Consider the following 23,326-nt stretch of genomic DNA (forward strand, 5'->3'; position numbering starts at 1 on the left):
GCCGTGAGCTCTGCCGCGCGGATGCCTTCGCGGTTGGCGGCGTACCGCGCGTCCAGCACGGCGGGCGCCGCGGACGTCAGGGGCGCGAGGTGCGGCGGCGCGGGTGCCGGAACGGCGGAGGGGCGGGCCGCGCCCGAGACCGGCAGCGCCACCGATGCGGTGACGAGTGCGGCGAGCAGGGCGCGGCGGGGGCGGAACGCCATGGGCGGGGTCCTTCCGGGGACGTGCGTACGCAGGAGGGCGCGCGAGCCGGGAGGGGGACGTACGGGAAGCGGGGGCTCGCCGGCCGGGGCGTACGGGAGTGGGGCCCGCGGGCAGGGGGCCCGCGCGCCGGAGGGCTTTTCCGCCTCTCCGCCGACGACGTTATGGATCACCGTGGGGAGCCGGCGTCCCGCCGGGGAGCGCACCTTCCGCGTAGCTCTCGAGTACTACGGGTACGGGCACGCGGCCGCCACCGTGGGGGCGCTCGACGGGGTGGAACGCGCCCCTCGTGCGCTCGTCCGCGCCCTGGCGTACCGAGGCCCTAGAGTTTCAACGTTGGACCAGGAAGCAGTTCCACTGCCAGGAACAGCAGGTACGGGAGGGATCGGGTGACAGCGAGCCCGGAGGCGGCCGTTCTCACGCGCGTGGCGGAGCTCTTCCGTGACGCACCGGCCGACAGGGGCGGGGCGCTGTGGCGGCTCGCGGCCGACGGGCGTCAGCTGGACGCCAACGTCGTACGGCTGGGGCCGGACGCCCGTGTGGCGGTGCACGTCGAGCCGGACCTCGACGTCCTCCTGTACGTGGTGGACGGCACCGGGCGCCTCGACCCCGGGGAAGGCGACGGCCACGGCGAGCGGGAGCTCGGCGCGGGCGCCGTCGTGTGGTTGCCGCGCGGGGCGCGCCGCGGGGTCGTGGCGGGGGCGGCAGGGCTGGCGTACCTGACGGTCCACCGGCGCCGCCCGGGGCTGTCGATCCGCAGCGCGCCGGCCTCACCGGCGGCGGTCGCGGAGCGGGACACGAGGGCCCGGGCCACCGGGAGCGGGGCGGGCGGCGAGCCTGTGTGCCTGCTGAACCGGGTGTGCCCCGAGTGCGGGCGCCTCGCCCCGGACGACTCGGACGTCCGCTTCTGCGGGCGGTGCGGCAGCCGCCTGCCGTCCGACTGAGCCGCGCGGCCCCGCACCTCCGCGGGGTCGCCCACGGGTCAGCGCTTCGTCGCGCGCAGGACGACGAACTTCGGGTCGCTCGCCACCACGTCGCAGTTGCCGAAGATCCGGCGCAGCGTCACGTGGTAGCCCAGGTGCCGGTTGCCGATGACCCACAGCTCGCCGCCGCGGCGCAGTGCGTGCCGGGCGCCCGTGAACATGCGCCGGGCCGTGCGGTCGGTGGTCGCCTGGTGGCTGTGGAAGGGCGGGTTGTTCAGCACCACGTCGACGGAGCCGGCCGGTACGCCGTCGAGCCCGTCGCCGACGAGGAACTCCGCCGTGGTCCCGGGCGCCGCGCTCGTCCGGAAGGTCTCCTCCGCCGAGGCCACCGCCTGGTACGACTCGTCGACCAGGAGCAGTTCGGCGTCCGGTGCGGCCAGCGACACCGCGAGGCCGACGACGCCGTTGCCGCAGCCGAGGTCCACGACCCGGGAGCCGGCCAGGCCCGTCGGCAGGTGCCGCAGGAAGAAGCGCGTCCCGACGTCGAGCCGGTCGGCGCAGAAGATGCCTGCGTGGTTGACGACCGTGCGGCCGGCCACGGCGCCCGGGGCGTCGGCGGGCAGGGCGTACCGGTGCGGCCAGGGGCTCGGGGTCCGCGGCAGGTCCGGGTCCGGCGTGGCGAGGACGAGCCGGGCCTTCCTGACGGCGAGGGAGGTGCGGGTCGGGCCGATGATCCGCTCGAAGAGCCGCAGCGTGGAGGTGTGGATCTCCTTGACCATGCCGGTGCCGACGACGACCGTCCCGGGGTGCACGGCGGGGGTGATCCGGTGGAGCTGGTCCTCCAGGAGGGCGAGGCTCTTGGGGACGCGGACGAGCAGCACGTCGACGCGCCCGGGCGGGGTGTCGCGGGTGGTCAGGAGCTGGACGCTGGAGGCGTCGACACCGTTGCGTGCGAGATTGGCGCGGGTGGCCTCGCGGGTCAGGTACGAGTCGGTGATCTGTACGGGGCGCAGGCGGGCGAGCGAGGTGACCAGCGCGCCCCACCGGTCGCCGACCACGGCCACGGTGCCGGCGGGCGCGGTGCCGGCGGGCGCGGTGCCGGCGGACCCGGTGCCGGCGGGCGCGTCCGCGGGGTCCTGCCGTCCGGGCGGGAGCCATGCGGGGTGCGCCTCCGCGAGGTGCCGCAGCAGGTAGTCGTCGGCGGCGTCCCACGCGCGCAGCGGGTCGCGCGGGTCCTCGGGGAAGCGGGCGAGCTCGACATCGGCCCATGACGTGGTCAAACGGTTCATCGTGCCCTCAGGCTAGCCGCTCCCCCGCCCCCGGCCCGACCCGGAGCACCGTCCCGCCCCGCCCGGAGCCGACGGCCTCCTCATGCCCCTCCGCAGGACCGGCCGCGGGACCGCCGTCGCCACCGCCGCCGCCGTCGTCGCCGCCCGCCGGGGCGCGAGCGCTACGCGAACCGCAGCGCCATCCAGTGCGCCGGGACGTCCAAGGCCTGGAAGCCGGCCTTCTCGTACACGCCGTGCGCGTCCTCGGTGGCGAGGACGATGCGCTTGATGCCCAGCGGGGCGAAGTGGTCGCGCACCGCTTCGACGAGGGCGGTGCCGAGGCCGATGCCGCGGACGGAGCGGTCGACGTAGACGTCGCACAGCCAGGCGAAGGTGGCGTGGTCGGTGACGGCACGGGCATAGGCGACGAGCTCGCCGGAGGCGGTTTCGTACGCGCCGAAGTTGAGCGACCCGTCGATGGCCCGGTCCTGCTTGTCGCGGCTGCGGCCGAGCGCCCAGTACGCGTCGGTCGACAGCCAGTGGTGGATGCGGGCGCGGTCGAGGCGGGCGGGGTCGGTGGAGATCTCGTACGCGTCCAGGGCTGTCGTCTTCTCGTCCATGATCGGACTGTGGCAGGCGCGGGGCCGGTTGTCAGTGGTGCGTGCCACGCTCTTCTCAGGACCGGAGTTCGTCGTGGGCGGCGCGCAGGCGGCGCACGCCTTCGGCGATCTCGGCCGGTCCCGCGACGCCCGCGAAGCTCAGCCGTACGTGGCCGGCGGGGGGTTCGGCACAGAAGTAGGGGCGGCCGGGGGCGACGGCGACGCCCGCGCGCAGGGCGGCGGCGAGCAGGGCGGGCTCGGCGGTGGTTTCGGGAAGGCGGAGCCAGAGCTGCTGACCGCCGGAGGGGAGGTGGGGCAGGGCGAGTTCGGGCAGGTGCTGGGCGAGCGCGGCGGCCATGGCGGTGCGGCGGGACGTCAGCTCGGCCGCCACGGACCGCAGGTGCCGGTTCCAGGAGGGGGATCCGACGAGTTCCAGTGCGGCTTCCTGGAGGGGCCGCGGCACGAAGAAGGTGTCGACGACCTGGATGGCGCGCAGCCGCTCCAGCACCGGGCCGCGCGCGGCGAGCGCACCGACGCGCAGGCTGGGCGAGGCGATCTTGGTGAGGGAGCAGACGTGGACGACGACGCCGTCCGGGTCGTCGGCCGCGAGCGGTGCGGGGAGCGGACCCGCGTCCTCGTGGGCGAGGCGGCGGGCGAAGTCGTCCTCGACGACGAAGGCGCCGGCCTCGCGGGCGATGCGCACCACCGCACGGCGGCGTTCGACGGGGAGGACGGCACCCGTGGGGTTCTGGAAGAGCGGCTGGGAGACGAAGACGCGGGCCCCGGTGGCCCGGAAGGCGGCGGCCAGCAGGTCGGGGCGGACGCCGTCCCGGTCGGCGGGCACGGGGACGGGGCGCAGGCCCGAGGCGCGGGCGACGGCGAGCATGCCCGGGTAGGTGGGCGATTCGACGAGGACGGGGGTGCCCGGCGGGGCCAGCGCCCGCAGAGCGGTGGTGATCGCGGACTGGCCGCCCGCGGTGATCAGGACGTCGGCCGCGGTGACGGAGCCGCCGATCTCGCGGGCGAACCAGTCGCGCAGCTCGGGCAGGCCGTCGGTGGGCGGGCGGCCCCAGGCGCCGGGCCGCCGGCCGGCCCGGGCGAGGGCGGCGGCGAGGGCCCGTTCGGGCTGGAGGGAGGGGTGCAGATAGCCGCCGTTGAATTCGATCACGCCGGTCGAGGGCGCGGCGAGCGTGACGAGGACGCCGGAGGCGTCCACGGAGCGCGGTACGAGCTCGGTCGCGGAGTCGGCGCTCAGGGCGACCTCCTGCCAGGAGGTGTCACCGGGCGGCGGGGCACTGTCGGTGCGGGGCCGGGCCCGGAAGGCGCCGGCGCCGGGCCGGGTGACGACCAGCCCTTCGGCGGCGAGCTGCGCCAGCGCGCGCGAGACGGTCACCGGCGAAACGCGGTAGCGCTCCACGAGCGCCCGGCTCGACGGGAGCTTTCCACCTGGTGAGTAGCGGTCCAACTCCCCTCTCAGCACGTTCGCCAAGTCCGCCACACTGCTACGCTCTTGCATGACAGCACAGGATAGCGCTACTCGCCCGACCTCGATAGCGGTCACGGCTCCGCCCGCGCAGGGCGCCGGCGGCGGCACCCTGCTCGCCCTGCTCGGGGTCGTCGCCTTCTCGCTGACCTTCCCGTCCACGGTCTGGGGGCTGGAGAGCTTCGGCCCCTGGTCGCTCGTCGCCGTGCGCAGCACGCTCGCCGCACTGATCGCCGGAGCCTTCCTGCTGGCGCGGCGCGTCCCGGTCCCCGACCGCCGGCACTGGGGCGGGCTCGCGGTGGTGGCCGGAGGCGTGGTGCTGGGCTTCCCGCTGCTCACCACGCTGGCGCTGCGGACGTCGACCACCTCGCACGCCGCGGTGGTGGTGGGGCTGCTGCCGCTGACGACCGCCGCGTTCGCCGCGGTGCGCACCGGGCGGCGGCCGTCGCGGGCGTTCTGGGCGGCGGCGCTGGCCGGGGCGGCGGTGGTGGCCGTGTTCACGCTCCAGCAGAGCGGCGGTGGGCTGTCGGCGGGCGACCCGTACCTGTTCGGCGCCCTGCTGGTGTGCGCCGCGGGCTACACCGAGGGCGGCCGGCTGGCGCGGGTGATGCCGGGCTGGCAGGTCATCGGCTGGGCGCTGGTGCTGTGCCTGCCGGCGGCGGTGGCCGGTTCGGCGGTCGCGCTGGCCGCGGAACCGGTGCGACTCACCGCCCACGGCGTCATCGGTCTGGTCTGGGTGGCGGCGGGATCCACCTTCTTCGGCCTGTACGTCTGGTACCGGGGCATGGCGGCGATCGGCATCGCCCGGGCGAGTCAGCTCCAGCTGGCCCAGCCGCTGCTCACGCTGGTCTGGTCGGTGCTGCTGCTCGGGGAGCCGCTCTCGGCCGCCGCACCCCTGGCGGCCGGAGCGGTCCTGGTGTGCATCGCCGTCACCCAGCGGACCGGCTCCTGAGCAGCTCCCGAAGTGACAGATGGCACATATGCGGACGTAAACTCCCCATACGGGCAACTCCGGTGGTCCGCACTGAACTGCGCACACTCCAGGCAACAGACCGGCGCGAGGAGGTCACTCGATGCACGCGAGCAAGGGCGACAAACTGACGGTGCACGGCAGGCACGTCGGCCAGCACGACCGGACCGCGGAGGTGGTCGAGGTGCTGGGCCAGAACGGGAACCCCCCGTACCGCGTCCGCTTCGAGGACGGGCACGAGACCGTGATGTCCCCCGGCCCCGACAGCGTCGTCCGGCACAAGGAACCGGGCTAGCCGCGTCCGCCCGCCCGCCCCGGCGGGCCGGGAGGCGCTACGGACGGGCCGTCGTCGGGTAATGATCGGCCACCACCCTGGCCATCGCCCCGATGCGGTCCGTCATCACCTCCTTGGCCGAGAAGAAGACATGGCCCCGCACGCGGTGGTGGTCCTCGGCGAAGGTGAGGTGCCGGGAGAGCTCCGCCGGATCCTGCCAGGCCGCGGGCTGGGCCGGGTCCCCCGCCTTGTACAGCGCCTCCCCCACGTACAGCCGGACGTTCGTGCCCCGGACGACGTCGTTCCACCAGGGCACCAGGGTGGCGTAGTCGGCCGGGGCGAATCCGATGTGCCAGTACAGCTGCGGCACCACGTAGTCGATCCAGCCCTCCTTCACCCAGGCGCGCGTGTCGGCGTGCAGGTCGTCGTAGGTCTGGACCCCGGCCCGGGTGTCGGAGCCGAGCGGATCGGTCGCCGCGTTGCGCCACACCCCGAACGGACTGATCCCGAACGCCGTGCGCTTCCGGGTCCTTGCGATCCGGTGCGCCATCTCGCACACCAGCCGGTCGATGTTGTCCCGCCGCCACGCGGCCCGGTCCGGGAAGCCGGCGCCGTACGCCTCGTACGCCTCGTCGTCGGCGAAGGTCTGGCCGGCCACCGGGTACGGGTAGAAGTAGTCGTCGAAGTGCACCGCGTCCACGGGGTAGCGGCACACGGCGTCGAGCATCGCGTCCTGCACGAAGCGCCGCACGTGCGGCAGGCCCGGGTTGTAGTAGAGCTTGCCGCCGTAGGGCAGGACCCAGTCGGGGTGGATCCTGGCCGGGTGGCCCTCGGCGAGCCGGGACGGATCGGTGTGGTTGGCGACCCGGTACGGGTTGAACCAGGCGTGCAGCTCCAGGCCGCGCCGGTGCGCCTCCTCGACGGCCGTGCCCAGCGGATCCCAGCCGGGATCCCCGCCCTGCACCCCGGTGAGGTACTGCGACCACGGCTCGTACGGCGAGGGCCACAGCGCGTCGGCCGTCGGGCGCACCTGGAAGATCACCGCGTTCAGCCGCCGCTCCACGGCGCTGTCGAGGCGGGCCAGCAGTTCGGCGCGCTGCGCGCCGGCCGGGAGGCCCGGCCTGGAGGGCCAGTCCCGGTTGGAGACCGTGGCCAGCCACATCCCGCGGAACGCCTTGTTGCGCGCCCGGCGCCGCTCGCCCCGCGCGGCCGGGAGCCGCCCGGTTGCCGCACCCGCGACGCTCGCCGCCTTCAGTGACGCCAGCGCTCCCGCCGCGCCCGCCACCAGACCCCTTCTTCGGATGTGCCGCATATGTCACCCCTTACGGGTTGGGTTGTCCGGACGTCCCCGCAGAGCATGCCCGCCCCGGGCCGCGCTCCACCGGTACGAACGGAGTAACGTCGGGGGGTCGAGGCGGGCGCCGGAATCACACGGAGGACCTGCCACCGGGAAGAACAGCGAAAGGCACGATGTGACCGACATCGAACGCGTCGGAGTGGTCGGCTGCGGCCAGATGGGCGCCGGCATCGCGGAGGTGTGCGCCCGCAGCGGCCTGGAGGTCAAGGTCGCCGAGACCACCGGCGAGGCGCTGGAGATCGGCCGTACCCGGCTGTACAACTCGCTCGCCAAGGCCGCCGAGCGCGGCAAGATCAGCCAGGAGGAGCACGACGCGACGCTGGCCCGGCTCAGCTTCACCACCGACCTCGGCGAGTTCGCCGACCGCGACCTGGTCATCGAGGCGGTCGTGGAGAACGAGCAGGTGAAGACGGAGATCTTCCAGGTCCTCGACCAGGTGGTGACCCGCCAGGACGCGATCCTCGCCTCGAACACCTCCTCCATCCCGCTGGTGAAGCTGGCCGTGGCGACGTCCCGCCCGGACCAGGTCATCGGCATCCACTTCTTCAACCCGGCCCCGGTGCAGCAGCTCGTCGAGCTCATCCCGGCGCTGACCACCTCCGAGGGGACGCTCAGCCGCGCCCAGGCCGCGGTCGAGAAGGTGCTGGGCAAGCACGCGATCCGGGCCCAGGACCGCTCCGGCTTCGTGGTGAACGCGCTGCTGATCCCGTACCTGCTCTCCGCGATCCGGATGTTCGAATCGGGCATCGCCAGCCGTGAGGACATCGACAACGGCATGGAGATGGGCTGCGCCCACCCCATGGGCCCGCTGAAGCTCGCCGACCTCATCGGCCTGGACACCGTCGCCTCCGTCGCCGACTCGATGTACGCCGAGTACAAGGAGCCGCTGTACGCCGCTCCCCCGCTGCTGCAGCGCATGGTCGACGCGGGCCGGCTCGGCCGCAAGACGGGCTCGGGCTTCTACCCGTACGCCTCGTAACGCAGCGCCACCGGATTTCGCACGGGGTGTGCGGAGCGTGTTCGCATATGCCCTTCGCACACGCTCCCCGCGCCCCTGTGCAGGGGGTTGACTCGGATCCGCTCAGTCAACGAAGAGGAGCGGAAAACCGTGACCACCGACCCCGAACACTTAGCGGCCGTCGAGGAGTTCGCAGAACTGCGCCGCTGTCTCGACGTCGGCCTCGCCCGCATCGACGGGCAACTGGCGCTGCTGGCCCAGCGCCACGGCCAGATCGACCGGGATCTGACCGATCTGGCCGCGCGCGTCGCGGCACTGGAGCACGCCAAGTGGCCGCTGCCCACCGTCTCCGTGCTGACCACGGTGGGCGCCCTGGCCGTCGCGGTCTGGCAAGGGCTCGGGCGCTGAGCCGACGGCTGTCGGTCCGGCCGCGTCAGCCCAGGCGCAGATGGTGCAGCATCAGCAGCCCGGCCGCCATGTTGGCGGCCGGGACCTCGCCCCGGGCGATCATGTCCGGGACCAGCTTCAGCGGGACCCACTCGCGGCGCGACGACTCGAAGTCGTCCTCGGGATGGCCGGTGTACGTGGCGTCCTCCGCCCAGTAGAGGTGGTGGCGGGCGTCGGTGAGGCCGTTGGAGGGCTCCACGGTGAGCAGGTGCCGCAGCGGTCCCGGCCGCCAGCCCGTCTCCTCCTCCATCTCCCGCGCCGCGGCCGCCGCGATGTCCTCGCCGTCCTCGACGACACCGGCGGCCAGCTCCCACCCCCAGCTGTCGGTGATGAAGCGGTGGCGCCACAGCATCAGCACCTCGTTCGCCTCGTTGACCGCGGTCGCCACGGCGACCGGGCGGAGCCGGATGAGGAAGTGGTCGAGGTGCCGGCCGTCGGGGAGCGCGACGTCCGCCAGGTTCACCTTGAACCAGCGGTTCTCATACACAGTCTGTTCGTTTAAGTTCGTCCACTGCACGTTTCTGCCACCTTCCGACAAGTCGATGGCAATATCGCAGCAGCTCCCTGCGCACGAGGAAACTCGTGCCCCGGCCGTCAGAGCGGAACGCGCAACGCCCCGTCGATGAGGTCGGCCGCCTCCCGCGCCTGACCGCATCCGCTCGCCACCAGGTGCTCGCGCACGGCACGCAGCCGGTCCCGCAGCCGTTGCGACTCCATCCCCCGGGCCCGCTCGGCCATTTCGACGGCGGTCCGCGCGGCCCGGTCGGCCTCCCCCTGCCGCAACTCGATCTGACTGAGCATCGCCAGCCGGTGGACCCGCCCCCGGTCGTGCGCCGGCGTGCGGACGGCGGCCGCCGCGTGCTCCCGGGCACCGCCCAGTTCCCCCAGACTGAGCAGCGCCTCGGCCACCTGCACGTTCACCAGACCCGGCTGCACGTATCCGGTCTCGTCCGGCTCACGGCCCGGCCGGATGCGCTCCGCCTCCGCCTCCGCGTGCCGGATGCACCGCAGGGCGCTGGAACCGTCACCGAGGTGCGCGTACGCCTTCGCCTGCATCGCGTACAGATCGGCGGCGAGCGCCGGGGTGATCTGCTGCCCGGCCGTGCGCAGCGCCGCCTCGGCGAACGCCACCGCCTGCCGGTAGTCCTCCATGAACAGCGACTGGTTGACCAGCAGCGCGATGACGTACGCGCCGAGCCCCCGGTCCCCGCTCGCCTTCGCCAGCCGCAGCGCCTGGTGGAAGTAGCGCTGCGCCAGGCCGTGGGCGTCGGAGTCGTACGCGCAGATGCCGGCCACCGCCACCAGACCACCCGTCGCGCGGTGGAGCTGGCGGCCCAGGGCGTCGCTGTAGGCGCCGCGCAGGAGCGGGGCGGTCTCCGCGTTGAGGAATCCGACGATCCGGGCACGTGTGGCGATGCCGCCCGCCTTGCGGTACATCAGCTCGTAGTGCGCCCGCGCCGCGCGCAGCATCTGGATGTCGGAGACCGAGACGCGCGTCCGGCCGTCGCGCGAGACGTCGGCGTCCTCCGGCGGGTTCTCCCACTCCCACACGGGCATCACCGCGGGCGTGCCGGTGACCGCCGGGGCTCCGAGTATGTGCGGCCGCTGCTGCTCGTCGGAGCGCCACAGGGCGGTGGCCCGCTCGACGAAGCCGGACAGCGGCGAGCCGTGCGGAGCGGCCGCGTCCCCGGGGACACCGAGCCCGATGTCGTCGAGCGTGACGGGGCGGTGCAGCCGCGCGCCGAGCACCTCGCAGATCAGGTCCGGCACCTGGCCGCGCGGCCGCTGGCCCTTCAGCCAGCGGGCGACGGCGGTGTGTTCGTACCGCAGGGCGAGGCCTCTGGCGCGGCCCGCCTGGTTGACGTGCGCGGCCAGGCCGGCATGGGAGATGCCCGCTTCGTCGAGCAGGGCGTCGAGCAGGGTGTTGGGCTGCATGGGGGCCCCTTCGAAGGCTCGGTGCGCCCAGCGTAGTGGAGTCGCATTCGCACGGGGTGTGAACGGAATGCCCGTATCCGTGCCCCGCGTGCTCTCCCGTCATGCCCCGGGCGCCGGTTGACTGAGCTGTCTCTCACAGAGGCGGCAGGGTCACCGGCTCCCCCTCGTACAGTGCGGTGGCCCGTCGAAGCGTCGTCCGTCCTGCCGGATCTGCCCGACACTCCGCGGCAGGGCGGACGGCGCCGGCCGCACCGACCGTCCCTGGAGCCGCTACCGATGGGAGGGTGCAGGCCGGGTCCGGCGCAGCCCGTGTTCCGCGGACTGCGCCGGCACCGGCGAACGGTCGTTGCGGACGACGAGCAGGGCGACGTCGTCGGTGAGCCGTCCGCCGGTGTGCCGCAGCAGCGCGGAGTGCACGCTGTGGATGACGGCGGCGGGCGCCGCGCCCGTCACCGCGGCCCGCGCCAGCACCTCGTCCAGCCGGAAGAACTGCCCCGCCGCGTTCCTGGCGTCCTCGGCGCCGTCCGTGTGCAGGAACAGCGCCTGACCGGGCAGGAGCCGGCCGCACCGGTGCACGGGCAGGTCGCCGGGGAGCGGGAAGGCGCCGAGCGGCGGCAACGGGTCGCCCGGCGCGACCGGTTCGGCACCCGGGCTCAGGAGGTAGGGCCAGGGGTGCCCGCAGTTGAGCGCCAGGACCTCGCCGTCCCGGCCGATCTCCAGCAGCAGGACGGTGACGAACTCCTCCGCCGACGGGCTGTGCCCGTACCGCCCGCCGGACGCAGGGTGTTCGTCGCGCGCCCGCTCGCGCAGGTGGCGCGCCAGCGCCCGGTCCAGCCGCCGCAGCACCCCGTCGAGCCGCTCCTCGTCGTACGCGGCTTCCCGGAAGCTGCCGAGCACGGCCGCGGCCGCGGCGAGCGACGCGAGCCCGTGGCCGCGCACGTCGCCGATGACGAGCCGCACGCCGTGCGCGGTGACGACCGCCTCGTACAGGTCGCCGCCCACGGACGCGCCCCGGGCGGCGGAGAGCTGGCCCGCGGCGACGGACAGGCCGTCCAGCCGGGGCGGCAGCGGGCGCAGCAGCACCTGCTGGGTGGCCTGGGCGATGGCTCTGACCTGCCTCAGCTCGCGCACCAGGCCGTGGCGGATGCCCAGCACCAGCCCGGTGCCCATCGCGAAGAAGACCACGCTGGTGGCGATCCGGGTGGGGAGCCCTCCCTGCTGCGCCAGCGGACAGGTGAGTTTCCACAGGACCGCGACGCCGCCCCAGGCGGCGGGCGGCGCGAGCGGGGCGAGGCGACGAGGCCAGGATCGCGTACGGATCATGCGGACCGCCCTTCTTCAGGCCCCTCTCGCGGTCGGGACGAGTCTGTCGATCGTCCCCGTCCAAGGGGAAAGTGCACCAGACTTCCCACTCGAACGAGTGACGTGCGGATCACCGTGGTGCGGTCCCACGCGAACAGCGGGGCGGGACACGGAAGAAGGGGCATGCCCGGAGGTCCGGGCATGCCCCTTCGGGCGGCGAACGGCCGTCAGGCGCCGCGCAGCACCGCGCCCGTCCGCTCGGCGGCCAGCGCCACCGCGGTGTCGCGGGCGGCCGAGGCCTCCTCGACGGTCAGCGTCCGGTCGGCGGCGCGGAAACGCAGGGCGTACGCCAGCGACTTCCTGCCCTCACCGATCTGCTCGCCGGTGAAGACGTCGAACAGCCGGATGTCCTCCAGCAGTTCGCCGGCGCCCTCCCGCAGCGCGCGCTCGACCTCGGCGGCCGGCACGTCCTGCGCGACGACCAGCGCGACGTCCTGCGTGGCGACCGGGAAGGTGGAGATCCGCGGCGCGCGCAGGGCCCCGGCGGAGGCCCGTTCGACGGTGTCGAGGTTCAGCTCCATCGCGCAGGTGCGGGCCGGCAGGTGCAGCGCCTTGACGACGCGCGGGTGCAGCTCACCGGCGTACCCGACGACCTGCTCCGTACCGTCGGCCACGACCGCCAGCTGGGCGCAACGGCCGGGGTGCCACGGCCCGTACTGGCCCTGGCGCACGATCAGCTCGGCGCCGGCCTCCCGGGCGACGGTCCGCGCGGCCTCGACCGCGTCTGCCCAGTCCGCCGGGCGCTCCTTGCCCCACCAGCCGGCCTGCTCGCGCGCCCCGGCGAGGACGACCGCGACGTGGCGCGGCTGCCGGGGCAGCGGAGCGTTGAGCCGCGCGATCTCCTCGTCGGTGGGACGGCGGTCGACGGGCAGCACGACCGTGGTGCCCGCTTCACCGGCCGGGTGGAAGACCAGCCCGGTTTCGAAGAGGGCCAGGTCGTGGCTGCCGCGTCCGTCGTTGCGGCGCAGCGCGCCGAGCAGCCCCGGCAGCAGCGTGGTGCGCATCGCCGGCTCTTCGTCGGAGAGCGGGTTGACGAGCCGGACCACCGTGCGGTTGGGGTCGTCCGCGGCCAGGCCGAGCTGGTCGAAGACCTGCTCGGCGATGAAGGGGTAGTTGGGCGCCTCGACGTACCCGGAGCCGGCCAGCGCCCGGCCGACACGGCGGTGGAGCCGCTGCCGGGCGGTCAGCCCGCGGCCGGACGGCGGCTGCGGCAGCGTGGACGGGAGGTTCTCGTACCCCTCCAGCCGGATGACCTCTTCGGCGAGGTCGTTCGGGTGGGCCAGGTCGGGCCGCCACGACGGCACGGTGACGGTGAGCTCGTCCTGCCCGTAGACGTCGCAGCCGACCTCCTGCAGCCGGCGCACGACGGTCTCGCGGCCGTAGGACACGCCGGCGACCCGGTCCGGGTGGTCGGCGCGCATCGTGACCGTGCGCGGCGCGGACGGCGCGATGATCTCGGTGACGCCGGCCTCGGCGGTGCCGCCCGCGAGGAGGACCAGCAGGTCGACGGTGCGCTGCGCGGCGGCGGCCGCGGCCTGCGGGTCGACACCGCGCTCGAAGCGCCGGGACGCCTCCGAGGACAGCTTGTGGCGGCGCGCGGTGCGGGCGATGGCGATCGCGTCGAAGTGCGCGGCCTCGATGACCACCTCGGTGGTCCCGCGCACCTCGCCCGTCTCTGGGTCGGTGACGGAGTCGGCGATCTCGGTGTTGGCGCCGCCCATCACACCCGCGAGGCCGATGGGCCCGCGGTCGTCCGTGATGACCAGGTCCTCGGCGTCGAGGACGCGCTGGGCGCCGTCGAGGGTGGTGATCTTCTCGCCGGGCTCCGCGCGGCGCACGCCGATCGCGCCCTGGACGCGGGTGCGGTCGTAGGCGTGCAGGGGCTGGCCGAGCTCCAGCATCACGTAGTTGGTGACGTCGACGGCGAGCGAGATCGGCCGCATGCCGGCCTTCTGCAGGCGGCGGCGCAGCCAGATCGGGGATCGTGCCTCGGGGTCGAGCCCGACGACCGTCCGCGCGGTGAAGCGGTCGCAGCCGACGGGGTCGGCGACCTTCACGGGGTAGCCGTACGAGTTGGGCGCGGGCACGTCGAGGAGGGCCGGGTCGCGCAGCGGCAGCCCGTAGGCGGTGGCGGCCTCGCGGGCGACACCGCGCAGGGACAGGCAGTAGCCGCGGTCCGGGGTGACGGCGATGTCGAGGACCTCGTCGTGCAGCTCCAGCAGCTCCGCCGCGTCGATGCCGATCTCGATCTCCGGCGGCAGCACGATGATGCCGTGCGTGCCGTCGTCGCCCATGCCCAGCTCGTCGCCGGAGCAGATCATGCCGCGGGACATCCGGCCGTACGTCTTGCGCTCGGCGATCTGGAAGTCACCGGGCAGGACGGCGCCGGGCAGGGCCACGACGACCTTGTCGCCCACGGCGAAGTTGCGCGCCCCGCAGATGATCTCCTGCGGCTCGCCGGTGCCGTTGGCCTCGCCGACGTCGACGGTGCAGTAGCGGATGGGCTTCTTGAACTCGGTCAGCTCCTCGATGGTGAGGACCTGGCCGACGACCAGCGGGCCCTTGAGGCCGGCGCCGAGCTGCTCGACGGTCTCCACCTCGAGACCGGCCGCGATGAGCCTGGTCTGTACGTCTCGGCCGGTCTCCGTCGCCGGTAGGTCGACGTACTCCCGCAGCCACGAAAGCGGGACCCGCATCAGATCTCCATCCCGAACGGCCGGGTGAACCGGACGTCACCCTCGACCATGTCTCGCATGTCTTCGACGTTGTGGCGGAACATCAGCATCCGCTCGATGCCGAACCCGAAGGCGAATCCGCTGTACTTCTCGGGGTCCACGCCGCAGGCGGTGAGCACCTTGGGGTTGACCATGCCGCAGCCGCCGAGCTCGATCCAGCCCTCGCTGGAGCAGGTGCGGCAGGGGCGGTCCGGGTTGCCGACGGACTCGCCGCGGCACACGTAGCAGACCATGTCCATCTCGGCGGACGGCTCGGTGAAGGGGAAGAAGTTCGGCCGCAGCCGGGTCTTCATGCCCTCCCCGCCGAAGAGCGCCTGGACCATGTGGTCGAGGGTGCCCTTGAGGTCCGCCATGGTGAGGCCCTCGTCGACGGCGAGCAGCTCGACCTGGTGGAACACCGGGGTGTGCGTGGCGTCCAGCTCGTCCGTGCGGTACACGCGGCCGGGGCAGATCACGTACAGCGGCGGCTCGCGGTCGAGCATGGAGCGGACCTGGACGGGCGAGGTGTGGGTGCGCAGCACGACGCCGGAGCCGGACGTGCCCTTCTCGTCGGCGACGAAGAAGGTGTCCTGCTCCCCGCGGGCGGGGTGGTCGACGGCGATGTTGAGCGCGTCGAAGTTGAGCCACTCGGACTCGACCTCGGGGCCCTCCGCGACCTCGTAGCCCATGCCGACGAAGATGTCCTCGATGCGCTCCATGAGCGTGGTGAGCGGGTGGCGGGCGCCGGCCGGGGTGCGGTCGTAGGGCAGTGTGACGTCCACGGCCTCCTCGACGAGCACACGGGCGTCGCGCTCGGCCTCCAGCTCGGTCTGCCGGGCGGCCAGCGCCTTGTTCACGGCACCGCGGGCCTGGCCCACGCGCTTGCCGGCCTCGGCCTTGGCGTGCGGGGGCAGGGCGCCGATCTCCCGGTTGGCGAGCGCGAGCGGCGAGGTGGGTCCGGTGTGCGCGACCTTGGCCTCGTGGAGCGCGTCGAGGTCACCGGCGGCGGCGAAGGCGGCGAGCGCCTCGTCCCGCATGCGCTCGATCTCTTCCGGTTTCAGTGCCTCGACCTCGACAGGGTCGTACGACTTATTGGGTGCCGACATCTCTTCCCGTACTTCCGATGGGCTGGCTGGGGCCCCCGCTCGACGACCGAGGACGCAAAGGTGCCAAAGGACGAGTCTAACGGGGTATGGGGCGGCGGGTGCGCCGCGGATCAGCCCGTGGACTCCTGTGCCGCCTCTGTCAGGTCAGATAGGCGGGGGCGCCCACGGGCAGCGTAAATCGGAACTCGGCGCCGCCGGCCGGTCCCCGGCCGACGGTGATCGTCCCACCGTGCGCCTCGACGATGCCCTTGACGATGTACAGGCCGAGACCGGTCCCGCCGCGCTTGCTGCCCCGCCAGAAGCGGGTGAACACGCGGCCCATCGACTCCTCGGGAATGCCGGGACCTTCGTCGCTCACGGTGACGGCCGTTCCCTTCTCGTCGTCGCTGCCGGTGGGTGCCACGTCAATGGTGACGGTTCCCTCGCCGTGCCGCACCGCATTTTCGAGCAGGTTGCCCAGCACCTGGTCGATCTTGTCCGGGTCGGCCCACAGATCGGGCAGGGGGCGGCGCACGCGGACGAAGAACCGGTCCGGGGACTGTCCCCTGGCGGTGTGGGCCTGGATGTGGCGGCCGATGGCGGCGGCGATGTCGACGGGCTGGCGGCGCACCTCGAGGCGGCCGGAGTCTATTCGGGAGATGTCGAGCAGCTCCGCGATGAGCCGGGTGACGCGGTTGGCGTCGGCGTCGACCGTCTCCAGCATCAGCCGCTTCTGGTCGTCGGTGAACCGCTCCCACTTGGCGAGCAGGGTCGCGGTGAAGCCCTTGACGGAGGTGAGCGGGGAGCGCAGCTCGTGGGCGACGGTGGCGATCAGCTCGGCGTGGCTGCGCTCGGTGCGGCGGCGCGCCTCGGTGCCGCGCAGGGTGACGACGACCTTGCGGACCGGCCCGGTGGGGTGCTCGCGGACGTACGTGGCGGCGACGAGGACCTCGCGGCCGCCGGGCAGCAGCAGGTTGCGCTCGGGCTGCCGGACACGGATGGCGAGCCCGCCGTAGGGGTCGGTCAGCTGCCACCAGCGGCGGCCCTTGAGGTCCTCCAGCGGCAGGGCGAGCTCCAGGGGACGGCCGAGGGCCTCGGCGCGGGCCACCGCGGTGATGCGCTCGGCCGCGGTGTTGAAGCACACGACGCGGCCGTGCTCGTCGGCGACGACGAGGCCGTCGGGCAGCTCGTCGGGATCGTACGCGTGGCCCGCGGGTACGACGACGGGCGTACCACAGGCTCCGGGCGCGTCCAGTAAAGCGCCCGGCGCCGCCGCCGGCCTGCTCGTCCTGAGCGTCATCCCCGCTCCCACCCCTCCGTGCAGCACAGTGGGCCGTCCCCCCGAGCCCGTCAGCCTACTAGGTGGAGGTGACGGAGCGGCACCCTCCGGCAGCGCGCTGCGCACGGGCGGAGCCGTAGAGACATACGGCCGCGGCGGTCGCCAGGTTCAGGCTCTCGGCCTTGCCGTGGATCGGTACGCGCACCACGGCGTCGGCGAGCGCGCGGGTCTCCTCGGGCAGGCCCCAGGCCTCGTTGCCGAAGATCCACGCCGTGGGACCGCCCATGGTGCCCGCGTCGAGCTCGTCGTCGAGGTCGGCCTCGCCGGCCCCGTCGGCGGCGAGGATCCGTACGCCCGCGCGCCGGAGTCCGGCGACGGCCTGCTCCACGGGGACGCCGACGGCCACGGGGAGGTGGAAGACGGAGCCGACCGAGGCGCGCACGGCCTTGGGGTTGTACAGGTCGACGGAGGCGTCGGTGAGGACGACGGCGTCCGCGCCGGCGGCGTCGGCGCACCGCAGCACGGTCCCGGCGTTGCCGGGGTCGCGTACGTGGGCGAGCACGGCGACGAGCCGGGGACGGCTCGTGAGGATGTCCTCGAAGGGCGAGTCGAGGAAGCGGCAGACCCCGAGAAGCCCCTGCGGCGTGACGGTCTGGGAGACCTCGGCGAGCACGGCGTCGGAGGCGTGGTGGACGCGGGCGCCGGTGGCGCGCGCGGCCGCGACGATGTCGGCGTACCGCTCGGCGGCCTCCAGGGTGGTGAACAGCTCGACCAGCGTCGGCTCACCTCCGCCGCGGTGGGCGACGGCCTCCCGGACGGCCTGCGGGCCCTCGGCGATGAACAGCCGCTCCTTGCCCCGGAAGTTCCGCTTGGCGAGCCGCCGGGCGGCGACGACGCGCGGGGATCGCGGGGAGATCAGCTCGGGGGTGCCCATGGTGGTCGGCGGCTCTCTCTATCTCGTACGCGCGGAGGTGGAACAGACCGGACCCGCAGGCGCGGGGCCTGCGGGTCCGGGCGGAAGTACTGCTGCCTGGGAGATCAGGCGGCGGCCTTCGGGGCGTTGACGTCGCTCGGGAGCGCCTTCTGAGCGGCCTCGACCAGCGCGGCGAACGCGTTGGCGTCGTTGACGGCGAGCTCGGCCAGGATCTTGCGGTCCACCTCGATGTTGGCGGCCTTCAGACCCTGGATGAAGCGGTTGTAGGTGATGCCGTTGGCGCGGGCAGCGGCGTTGATGCGCTGGATCCACAGCTGACGGAAGTCGCCCTTGCGCTTCTTGCGGTCGTTGTAGTTGTAGACGAGGGAGTGGGTGACCTGCTCCTTCGCCTTGCGGTACAGGCGGGAGCGCTGGCCGCGGTAGCCGCTGGCCTGCTCGAGGATCGCCCGGCGCTTCTTGTGGGCGTTGACTGCCCGCTTGACGCGTGCCACGTGTTAACTCCTTGTAGCGGGGTCGTGGTTGGACTCACACGACCCGGAAACGATATGGGTCCCGGTGGTGACCGGATGCCCTCGTCACCGAGGGCGGGAGGTCAGTCAGATGCCCAGCATCTTCTTGATCTTGGCGCTGTCACCCGGGGCCATCTCGGCGTTGCCGGTGAGGCGACGCGTCAGCTTGGACGACTTGTGCTCGAGCAGGTGGCGCTTGCCGGCGCGCTCGCGCAGCACCTTGCCGGAGCCGGTGATCTTGAAGCGCTTCTTGGCACCGCTGTGCGTCTTGTTCTTCGGCATAGCGCCGTTCTCTCCTCGTCAGTGGCGCTCCCAGCCGGTCCGGGGACCGGCGCGCGGGAGCGTCAGATGTATCGGTTGCATCCCGGGCGGGTGCCCGGGAAACAGGCCTTCGGCGGAGCCTGGGGCCTACGGGGCGGACTGCTCGGCCTCGGCGGGCACCTCGGCCTGCTCGGTCTCGTCCGCCTGGGCGGGCTGGCCCTGGCGCTCCGCCTTGCGGGCGGCCTGCGCCTCGCGGGCCTCGGCCATGGCCTCGGTCTTCTTCTTGTGCGGACCGAGAACCATGATCATGTTGCGGCCGTCCTGCTTCGGGTTCGACTCGATGAACCCGAGGTCCTGGACATCCTCCGCCAGCCGCTGCAGCAGCCGGTAGCCGAGCTCCGGCCGGGACTGCTCGCGACCACGGAACATGATCGTGATCTTGACCTTGTCGCCCTGCTTGAGGAACCGGACGACGTGACCCTTCTTGGTGTCGTAGTCGTGCGGGTCGATCTTCGGCCGGAGCTTCATCTCCTTGATGACCGTGTGCGCCTGGTTCTTGCGCGCCTCACGGGCCTTCATGGCCGACTCGTACTTGAACTTCCCGTAGTCCATGAGCTTGCACACGGGCGGGCGGGCGTTCGCCGCGACCTCGACGAGGTCGAGGTCGTACTCCTGCGCAAGCTCCAGGGCCTTGGCAAGCGGAACAATCCCGACCTGCTCGCCGCTGGGACCGACAAGTCGCACCTCGGGAACGCGAATCCGGTCGTTGATGCGGGGCTCGGCGCTGATGGATCCTCCTCGGTAGCACCACGCGACCGCCTGGCGGACGGACGCGTAACGTCTGTTCTGAGACCAACCGCGCCGGTGCATGAAAAATGCCCCGGACGGGACACAGGCGGGGCTCCTCGTGCTACCGGAGCACCGCCACGGCGTACCGCGGGGCGCACATTCGGGCGGCACCATCGTCCGTACGGAACGATGGTCGCCACCTGACCGGTGACCCGCCGTCCCGGAGGACGGCCAGGTGGGAGAGCGGAGCCTCCACTTGTGGGCCGGATCACGAGTCGTGTCCGGCCGGTCGTCACACCAGGTTACCAGCTCCGGCCGGGTGCGGCTAACCGGGAGAGGGCGCCTATCGTGGGCCTCATGAGTGATGCCACGCCGAGCAACCCCTCCGCCTCCGAGACCACCGACTTCGAGACCATGACCCGCGACATCGCGGAGGTTCCCGCGGTCGAGGTGATCGTGACGGTCGCCGTCAACCTGATGAGCGCCGCGGCGGTGAAGCTCGGGCTCACCGAGGAGGGCGACGAGCACAAGGACCTCGACGAGGCGCGCAAGCTGGTCCATGCGCTGGCGGGCCTGCTGGACGCGAGCGTCACGGAGATCAGCTCGTTCCACGCGGCGCCGCTGCGGGACGGCCTGAAGTCGCTGCAGCTGGCCTTCCGCGAGGCGTCGGTCGTCCCGGACGAGCCGGGCCAGGGGCCGGGCGAGAAGTACACGGGGCCGGTCTTCGGCTGAGCCCCCGCGGCGCGGGCCGGGGCACGGGCCCCGGCCGCGCAGGATCAGTCCCGTACGTAGAAGGGCTCGCCCGGGGGCGTGGCCGTGGCCGGCAGGAGTGCCAGGTCGAGACCCCGCACCAGGCGGGCCCTCAGTGTTTCGTCGGCCGCGAGCGCGCGGGCGACGCGCCCGGCCGCCTCGGCCGGCACCGCGTCCGCGGTCAGGACCAGGGCCAGCGTCCCGTCCGCGGTGCCCCGGCCCAGGTGGGCACGCAGCACTGCGCGCTCGGCCGCCACCACGTCCCGCACGGCCCGCGTGACGGCCGGGTCGGCGAGCGGGTCGGTGGTCGTACGGCCTTCGGCGAGGGCGAGCAGGGCACGCCCGGTCAGCTGGTACGGCACGGGCCCGGCGAGGTCCAGCACCAGGGTGTCCGCCTTCTCGTGCGCGGCGGCCTGCAGCGCCTGGTGCAGCGGTACGGCGACGGGGCGGGCCTGCGGGTCCCAGAGGGCCAGGGACGCCAGGGAGGTGAAGGCGGGCAGCGCGCGGCGGTCGCCCGCGGTGAGCGTCGGCACGGCCATGTCGCTGGTCTTCTCGCGGCGCAGCCCGTTCTCGTCCTCCTCGACCTCGCCGAGGACGGCCACGACGGGGACGAGCAGCCGGGCGCCCTTGAGGGCGGCCAGCACGCGCGGTTCCGCGGACCGGTCCGCGGCCCAGGCGGCGAGGGCCGCCGAGAGCTCGGGGTCGGCGGTGCCGTCGTCGTCGGAGTAACCGGAATCGGGGATGTTCTTGAGCGCCACGCGTCGAGCCTAACCGGGTCTCAGCGCCGCGCCGCGCCGCCCCCGCGCCACAGCACGACCGCCACCGCAACCAGCGCGACACCGACGCCGCCGGTGACCGGGGCGAGCAGCCCGAGGGCCGTCCGCTCCGCCTGGGCGGCCACGGGCCCGTCGCCGAAGTAGCGCCCGGTGTAGCCGGAGGTGACGGCCTTCGGGTCGCCGGGGCGCAGCTTCGCGCCCGCCGCGATCGCGGCGGCCGGGTCGACCGTCCCGTACCCCTTGTCGTCGTCGTGGCCGCCGCCCGCGGGACGGTCGCGGGCCGTGTCCGTGAGCAGCTTCTTGATCTGCGCGGGGGTGAGGTCCGGATGGGCGGAGCGGACGAGGGCGACGGCTCCGGAGACGAACGCGGCGGCGGCGCTGGTGCCCCAGCCCTGGTAGTACTTGCGGTCCGGGTCCGGGATGACGATGTCCACGCCGGGTGCGCTGACGGTGGCGTACCAGCGGCTGGTCGAGAAGGCCGCGTGGGTGCCGTAGCGGTCGACGGCGGTGACGGCGATGACCCCGGGGTATGCGGCGGGGTACGAGATGTGGTCGCCCTTCTCGCCGCCGTTGCCCGCCGAGGCGACGACGGCCACGCCCTTGGCCAGGGCGTACTGGACGGCGGCGTCCTCGGCGGCGTCGGCGTGGGCCGATTTGCTGTCGTCGCCGAGGGAGAGGTTGATCACGTCGGCGCCCTGGTCGACGGCCCAGCGGATGCCCTTGGCGAGGGCGGTGCCGCGCGTCGCGCGGGCCTTGTTGCGGGCCGGGTCGGTGCCTTCGAGGATGACGCGGACGGGGAGGATCCTCGCCTCGGGCGCGATGCCGAGGACACCGTCCTGGTTCCCCGGGCCGTGGCCGTGGCCCGCGATGATGCCGGCCATCGCGGTGCCGTGGCGGGCCCACGCGCGGTCGCCGGAACCGGCGCCGAAGCCGATGAGGTCCTTGCCGGGCAGGACGTTGCCGGCGAGGTCGGGGTGGGTGGGGTCGACGCCGGTGTCGAGGACGGCGACGGTGATGCCCGCGCCCTTGGTGGTGCGCCACGCCTCGGTGGTGTGCAGCGCCTCCAGGCCCCACTGCTGGGTGCGGATCGCGTCGGCGTGGGCGGGGGCGGCGGGCAGCACGGTGAGACCGGTGGCGATTCCGGTCGCGAGGAGGGCGGCGAGGATGCGGGGGCGTCGTCTCACGTCGGCTCCTCCGCGGTCCGCCGGGCCACCGCCGTGCGCAGGCCCCGTTCGATCCGGTCGGCGATGCCCTTGGCCTCGTGGCCGAGCCCCGCCTGGGCGGGGGCGGTGGTCCGGCCCTCGGCCATCGCCTCGGCGGCGGGCTGCGGGTCGGGGACGGTGCGGCCGTCGGCGAAGCCGGACACGGCGTAGACGACCACCGGTGCTTCCGTGAGCACCCTCACCCGCCAGCTGGCGCGCTGCTTGTCGCCGAAGCCGGCGGCGACGGTGCCGGGTGCCGGGAGGGTGCGGGGCATCAGGTCGGCGCGCTCGTCGAGGCTCTCGTCGCCGAAGCGGGCGCGCAGGGTGGCCATGGCGGGGGCGTCGGCCTCGGTGAAGACCATGCCGACGGTGGTGACGCTGGTGGAGGTGGCGTCGGTGTACGTGGCGCGCAGCACGCGCGCGCAGCCGACGGGCTGCAGCGCCTTGACGAGCAGCGGGTCCAGCGCGCCCGTGCAGGGGCCGTCGGGCGCGACGGCCACGCGCGACCAGACCCGGTCGGCCCGGCCGGGCCCGGCTCCGTCGCCCCGGAGCGTGCGCGGGAAGAGGGTGTCGACGGGGGCGCTGTGCCAGAGGGTGCGCGCCTCGGAGTACGCCGTGCGGGAGGAGGCCCCGGTGTCCGCGTCGTCCACGAGCCACGCCCCGGCCCCGGCCCCGCCGATGCATCCCAGCCCCAGGACGAGGCAGGCGAGGGCGGCCCGGGTCCGCCCGGGGTGCCGCTCCCGGACGGGCCGCAGTCGGGTGGTGGTCTCCACGGGTGCTTCGGCGGGGGGCGGCCCCCAGTACGGCTGCGCCGCGTACGCCGCGGCTCCCGGCGCGGGCCCGAGGGTGACGGCCCCGACGGGCCGCCGCCGGGTGGGCTCCGCCGGTACGGGCCGCAGGCGTGCGGTGGTCTCCGTCGCCGGGCGCTCGCCGGCGGCCGGCACGCCGGCCGGGCGCGGCGGCTGCGCCGGGGGCCGGGCGGGCGGCAGGGGGCCGGGCGGTATCGCGCGGGCGGGGCCCGCGGGCGGGGTGGTCCGGCCGGCGGCAGGGGCCTGCGCCTGCCCCGGTACCTGCGGGGGCACCGGCCGGGCCGTGCGCTGGGCCGCCGGTGCATGCGCCGCCGGTGCCTGGGCCGCCGGGCGTGTGGGCCTGCCCGGACGAGCCGGCGCGTCGGGATGCGCCGACCGCCCCGGCTGCGGGCCGGTGGCGTCCGGGGCCGCCGGGCGGGCCGTCGGGGCGGTGGAGGCGGC

The 23,326-nt window shown here is 74.0% G+C and carries 23 protein-coding genes and 1 pseudogene; 6 read left to right on the forward strand and 18 right to left on the reverse strand.

Going from position 1 to position 23,326, the window contains the following annotated elements; genetic code table 11:
• A pseudogene (locus IH00_RS44625) lies at positions 1–203 on the reverse strand (hypothetical protein); the annotation flags it as partial.
• 387 nt (positions 204–590) lie between these two features.
• Between IH00_RS44625 and IH00_RS0134010 the strand changes: the two are divergent.
• Complete coding sequence (locus tag IH00_RS0134010; protein WP_031079992.1) at positions 591–1,145, forward strand: hypothetical protein; 555 nt, start codon at positions 591–593, stop codon at positions 1,143–1,145.
• Positions 1,146–1,183: 38 nt separating this feature from the next.
• Here IH00_RS0134010 and IH00_RS0134015 read toward each other — a convergent pair whose 3' ends face one another.
• The 3 genes from IH00_RS0134015 to IH00_RS0134025 all read right to left on the reverse strand — a co-directional run bounded on the left by IH00_RS0134015 (position 1,184) and on the right by IH00_RS0134025 (position 4,507).
• A complete protein-coding gene (locus IH00_RS0134015; RefSeq protein WP_031079994.1) occupies positions 1,184–2,413 on the reverse strand; it encodes a methyltransferase in 1,230 nt (409 codons plus the stop codon).
• Between the two features lie 161 nt (positions 2,414–2,574).
• The gene (locus tag IH00_RS0134020) at positions 2,575–3,012 is read right to left on the reverse strand and encodes a GNAT family N-acetyltransferase (RefSeq protein ID WP_031079996.1); all 438 of its coding nucleotides are present in this window, start codon (positions 3,010–3,012) and stop codon (positions 2,575–2,577) included.
• A gap of 55 nt (positions 3,013–3,067) precedes the next feature.
• Positions 3,068–4,507, reverse strand: a complete 1,440-nt coding sequence (locus IH00_RS0134025) for an aminotransferase-like domain-containing protein (RefSeq protein WP_031079997.1) — start codon at positions 4,505–4,507, stop codon at positions 3,068–3,070.
• Here IH00_RS0134025 and IH00_RS0134030 point away from each other — a divergent pair.
• A complete protein-coding gene (locus IH00_RS0134030; RefSeq protein ID WP_031079999.1) occupies positions 4,506–5,426 on the forward strand; it encodes a DMT family transporter in 921 nt (306 codons plus the stop codon). The two genes, IH00_RS0134025 and IH00_RS0134030, sit on opposite strands and share 2 nt — an antisense overlap.
• Positions 5,427–5,547: 121 nt before the next feature.
• Positions 5,548–5,739 (forward strand): DUF1918 domain-containing protein, encoded by a 192-nt coding sequence (locus IH00_RS0134035; protein ID WP_031080001.1) that lies wholly within the window; start codon positions 5,548–5,550, stop codon positions 5,737–5,739.
• A gap of 37 nt (positions 5,740–5,776) precedes the next feature.
• Here IH00_RS0134035 and IH00_RS0134040 read toward each other — a convergent pair whose 3' ends face one another.
• Entirely contained in the window at positions 5,777–7,030 is a 1,254-nt protein-coding gene (locus IH00_RS0134040) for a glycoside hydrolase family 10-like protein (RefSeq protein WP_031080003.1), read from the reverse strand.
• Positions 7,031–7,190: 160 nt separating this feature from the next.
• Here IH00_RS0134040 and IH00_RS0134045 point away from each other — a divergent pair, with 160 nt between their 5' ends.
• Together IH00_RS0134045 and IH00_RS0134050 are read left to right on the forward strand one after the other, a co-directional pair.
• Positions 7,191–8,054, forward strand: coding sequence for a 3-hydroxybutyryl-CoA dehydrogenase (locus IH00_RS0134045; protein WP_031080005.1), 864 nt, complete (start codon positions 7,191–7,193; stop codon positions 8,052–8,054).
• 129 nt (positions 8,055–8,183) lie between these two features.
• Entirely contained in the window at positions 8,184–8,441 is a 258-nt protein-coding gene (locus IH00_RS0134050) for a hypothetical protein (RefSeq protein WP_031080007.1), read from the forward strand.
• Positions 8,442–8,466: 25 nt separating this feature from the next.
• Here IH00_RS0134050 and IH00_RS0134055 read toward each other — a convergent pair whose 3' ends face one another.
• The 10 genes from IH00_RS0134055 to infC form a co-directional block, all read right to left on the reverse strand.
• Positions 8,467–8,997 (reverse strand): NUDIX hydrolase, encoded by a 531-nt coding sequence (locus tag IH00_RS0134055; RefSeq protein WP_078888108.1) that lies wholly within the window; start codon positions 8,995–8,997, stop codon positions 8,467–8,469.
• Positions 8,998–9,074: 77 nt separating this feature from the next.
• The gene (locus tag IH00_RS0134060) at positions 9,075–10,415 is read right to left on the reverse strand and encodes an NsdA family TPR-like regulatory protein (RefSeq protein ID WP_031080010.1); all 1,341 of its coding nucleotides are present in this window, start codon (positions 10,413–10,415) and stop codon (positions 9,075–9,077) included.
• A 270-nt stretch (positions 10,416–10,685) separates the two neighbouring features.
• Positions 10,686–11,738 (reverse strand): PP2C family protein-serine/threonine phosphatase, encoded by a 1,053-nt coding sequence (locus IH00_RS0134065; protein ID WP_031080012.1) that lies wholly within the window; start codon positions 11,736–11,738, stop codon positions 10,686–10,688.
• Between the two features lie 206 nt (positions 11,739–11,944).
• Positions 11,945–14,473: a phenylalanine--tRNA ligase subunit beta gene (pheT, locus tag IH00_RS0134070; protein WP_031080014.1), complete on the reverse strand. Its 2,529-nt coding sequence runs from the start codon at positions 14,471–14,473 to the stop codon at positions 11,945–11,947.
• Complete coding sequence (gene pheS / locus IH00_RS0134075; RefSeq protein WP_031080016.1) at positions 14,473–15,597, reverse strand: phenylalanine--tRNA ligase subunit alpha; 1,125 nt, start codon at positions 15,595–15,597, stop codon at positions 14,473–14,475. Before pheS ends, pheT begins: the two co-directional genes overlap by 1 nt.
• A gap of 139 nt (positions 15,598–15,736) precedes the next feature.
• Positions 15,737–16,876, reverse strand: a complete 1,140-nt coding sequence (locus IH00_RS0134080) for a sensor histidine kinase (RefSeq protein WP_031080017.1) — start codon at positions 16,874–16,876, stop codon at positions 15,737–15,739.
• 58 nt (positions 16,877–16,934) lie between these two features.
• A complete protein-coding gene (locus IH00_RS0134085) occupies positions 16,935–17,789 on the reverse strand; it encodes a TrmH family RNA methyltransferase (RefSeq protein WP_031080019.1) in 855 nt (284 codons plus the stop codon).
• A gap of 104 nt (positions 17,790–17,893) precedes the next feature.
• Positions 17,894–18,280, reverse strand: a complete 387-nt coding sequence (gene rplT, locus IH00_RS0134090; RefSeq protein ID WP_031080021.1) for a 50S ribosomal protein L20 — start codon at positions 18,278–18,280, stop codon at positions 17,894–17,896.
• Positions 18,281–18,385: 105 nt separating this feature from the next.
• Positions 18,386–18,580: a 50S ribosomal protein L35 gene (gene rpmI / locus IH00_RS0134095; RefSeq protein WP_010476245.1), complete on the reverse strand. Its 195-nt coding sequence runs from the start codon at positions 18,578–18,580 to the stop codon at positions 18,386–18,388.
• 126 nt (positions 18,581–18,706) lie between these two features.
• The gene (gene infC / locus IH00_RS0134100; RefSeq protein ID WP_078888109.1) at positions 18,707–19,429 is read right to left on the reverse strand and encodes a translation initiation factor IF-3; all 723 of its coding nucleotides are present in this window, start codon (positions 19,427–19,429) and stop codon (positions 18,707–18,709) included.
• Between the two features lie 276 nt (positions 19,430–19,705).
• Between infC and IH00_RS0134105 the strand changes: the two genes are divergently transcribed.
• A complete protein-coding gene (locus IH00_RS0134105) occupies positions 19,706–20,080 on the forward strand; it encodes a DUF1844 domain-containing protein (RefSeq protein ID WP_031080027.1) in 375 nt (124 codons plus the stop codon).
• A 44-nt stretch (positions 20,081–20,124) separates the two neighbouring features.
• Here the strand turns inward: IH00_RS0134105 and IH00_RS0134110 are convergent, their stop codons facing one another.
• From IH00_RS0134110 to IH00_RS38205, 3 genes are read right to left on the reverse strand one after another with little or no spacing between them, the layout of a single operon-like run.
• Positions 20,125–20,856, reverse strand: coding sequence for an SseB family protein (locus IH00_RS0134110; RefSeq protein ID WP_031080029.1), 732 nt, complete (start codon positions 20,854–20,856; stop codon positions 20,125–20,127).
• 20 nt (positions 20,857–20,876) lie between these two features.
• Positions 20,877–22,058: a type VII secretion-associated serine protease mycosin gene (gene mycP / locus IH00_RS0134115; RefSeq protein WP_031080031.1), complete on the reverse strand. Its 1,182-nt coding sequence runs from the start codon at positions 22,056–22,058 to the stop codon at positions 20,877–20,879.
• Positions 22,055–22,849 (reverse strand): hypothetical protein, encoded by a 795-nt coding sequence (locus IH00_RS38205; RefSeq protein ID WP_039947716.1) that lies wholly within the window; start codon positions 22,847–22,849, stop codon positions 22,055–22,057. Before IH00_RS38205 ends, mycP begins: the two co-directional genes overlap by 4 nt.
• Positions 22,850–23,326: the final 477 nt, after the last annotated feature.

The organism is Streptomyces sp. NRRL S-118, from assembly GCF_000716335.1.
Classification (GTDB): Bacteria; Actinomycetota; Actinomycetes; order Streptomycetales; family Streptomycetaceae; genus Streptomyces.

What these genes read in the sequence shown, in the direction of transcription:
- IH00_RS0134030 (WP_031079999.1), top strand. Translation starts at nt 4,506, where the DNA reads ATGACAGCACAGGATAGCGCTACTCGCCCGACCTCGATAGCGGTCACG.
- IH00_RS0134020 (WP_031079996.1), bottom strand. Translation starts at nt 3,012, where the DNA reads ATGGACGAGAAGACGACAGCCCTGGACGCGTACGAGATCTCCACCGAC.
- infC (WP_078888109.1), bottom strand. Translation starts at nt 19,429, where the DNA reads ATGCACCGGCGCGGTTGGTCTCAGAACAGACGTTACGCGTCCGTCCGC.
- IH00_RS0134040 (WP_031080003.1), bottom strand. Translation starts at nt 7,030, where the DNA reads ATGCGGCACATCCGAAGAAGGGGTCTGGTGGCGGGCGCGGCGGGAGCG.
- IH00_RS0134025 (WP_031079997.1), bottom strand. Translation starts at nt 4,507, where the DNA reads ATGCAAGAGCGTAGCAGTGTGGCGGACTTGGCGAACGTGCTGAGAGGG.
- rpmI (WP_010476245.1), bottom strand. Translation starts at nt 18,580, where the DNA reads ATGCCGAAGAACAAGACGCACAGCGGTGCCAAGAAGCGCTTCAAGATC.
- IH00_RS0134065 (WP_031080012.1), bottom strand. Translation starts at nt 11,738, where the DNA reads ATGATCCGTACGCGATCCTGGCCTCGTCGCCTCGCCCCGCTCGCGCCG.
- IH00_RS0134015 (WP_031079994.1), bottom strand. Translation starts at nt 2,413, where the DNA reads ATGAACCGTTTGACCACGTCATGGGCCGATGTCGAGCTCGCCCGCTTC.
- IH00_RS0134080 (WP_031080017.1), bottom strand. Translation starts at nt 16,876, where the DNA reads ATGACGCTCAGGACGAGCAGGCCGGCGGCGGCGCCGGGCGCTTTACTG.
- IH00_RS0134105 (WP_031080027.1), top strand. Translation starts at nt 19,706, where the DNA reads ATGAGTGATGCCACGCCGAGCAACCCCTCCGCCTCCGAGACCACCGAC.
- IH00_RS0134060 (WP_031080010.1), bottom strand. Translation starts at nt 10,415, where the DNA reads ATGCAGCCCAACACCCTGCTCGACGCCCTGCTCGACGAAGCGGGCATC.
- IH00_RS0134035 (WP_031080001.1), top strand. Translation starts at nt 5,548, where the DNA reads ATGCACGCGAGCAAGGGCGACAAACTGACGGTGCACGGCAGGCACGTC.
- IH00_RS0134085 (WP_031080019.1), bottom strand. Translation starts at nt 17,789, where the DNA reads ATGGGCACCCCCGAGCTGATCTCCCCGCGATCCCCGCGCGTCGTCGCC.
- pheT (WP_031080014.1), bottom strand. Translation starts at nt 14,473, where the DNA reads ATGCGGGTCCCGCTTTCGTGGCTGCGGGAGTACGTCGACCTACCGGCG.
- pheS (WP_031080016.1), bottom strand. Translation starts at nt 15,597, where the DNA reads ATGTCGGCACCCAATAAGTCGTACGACCCTGTCGAGGTCGAGGCACTG.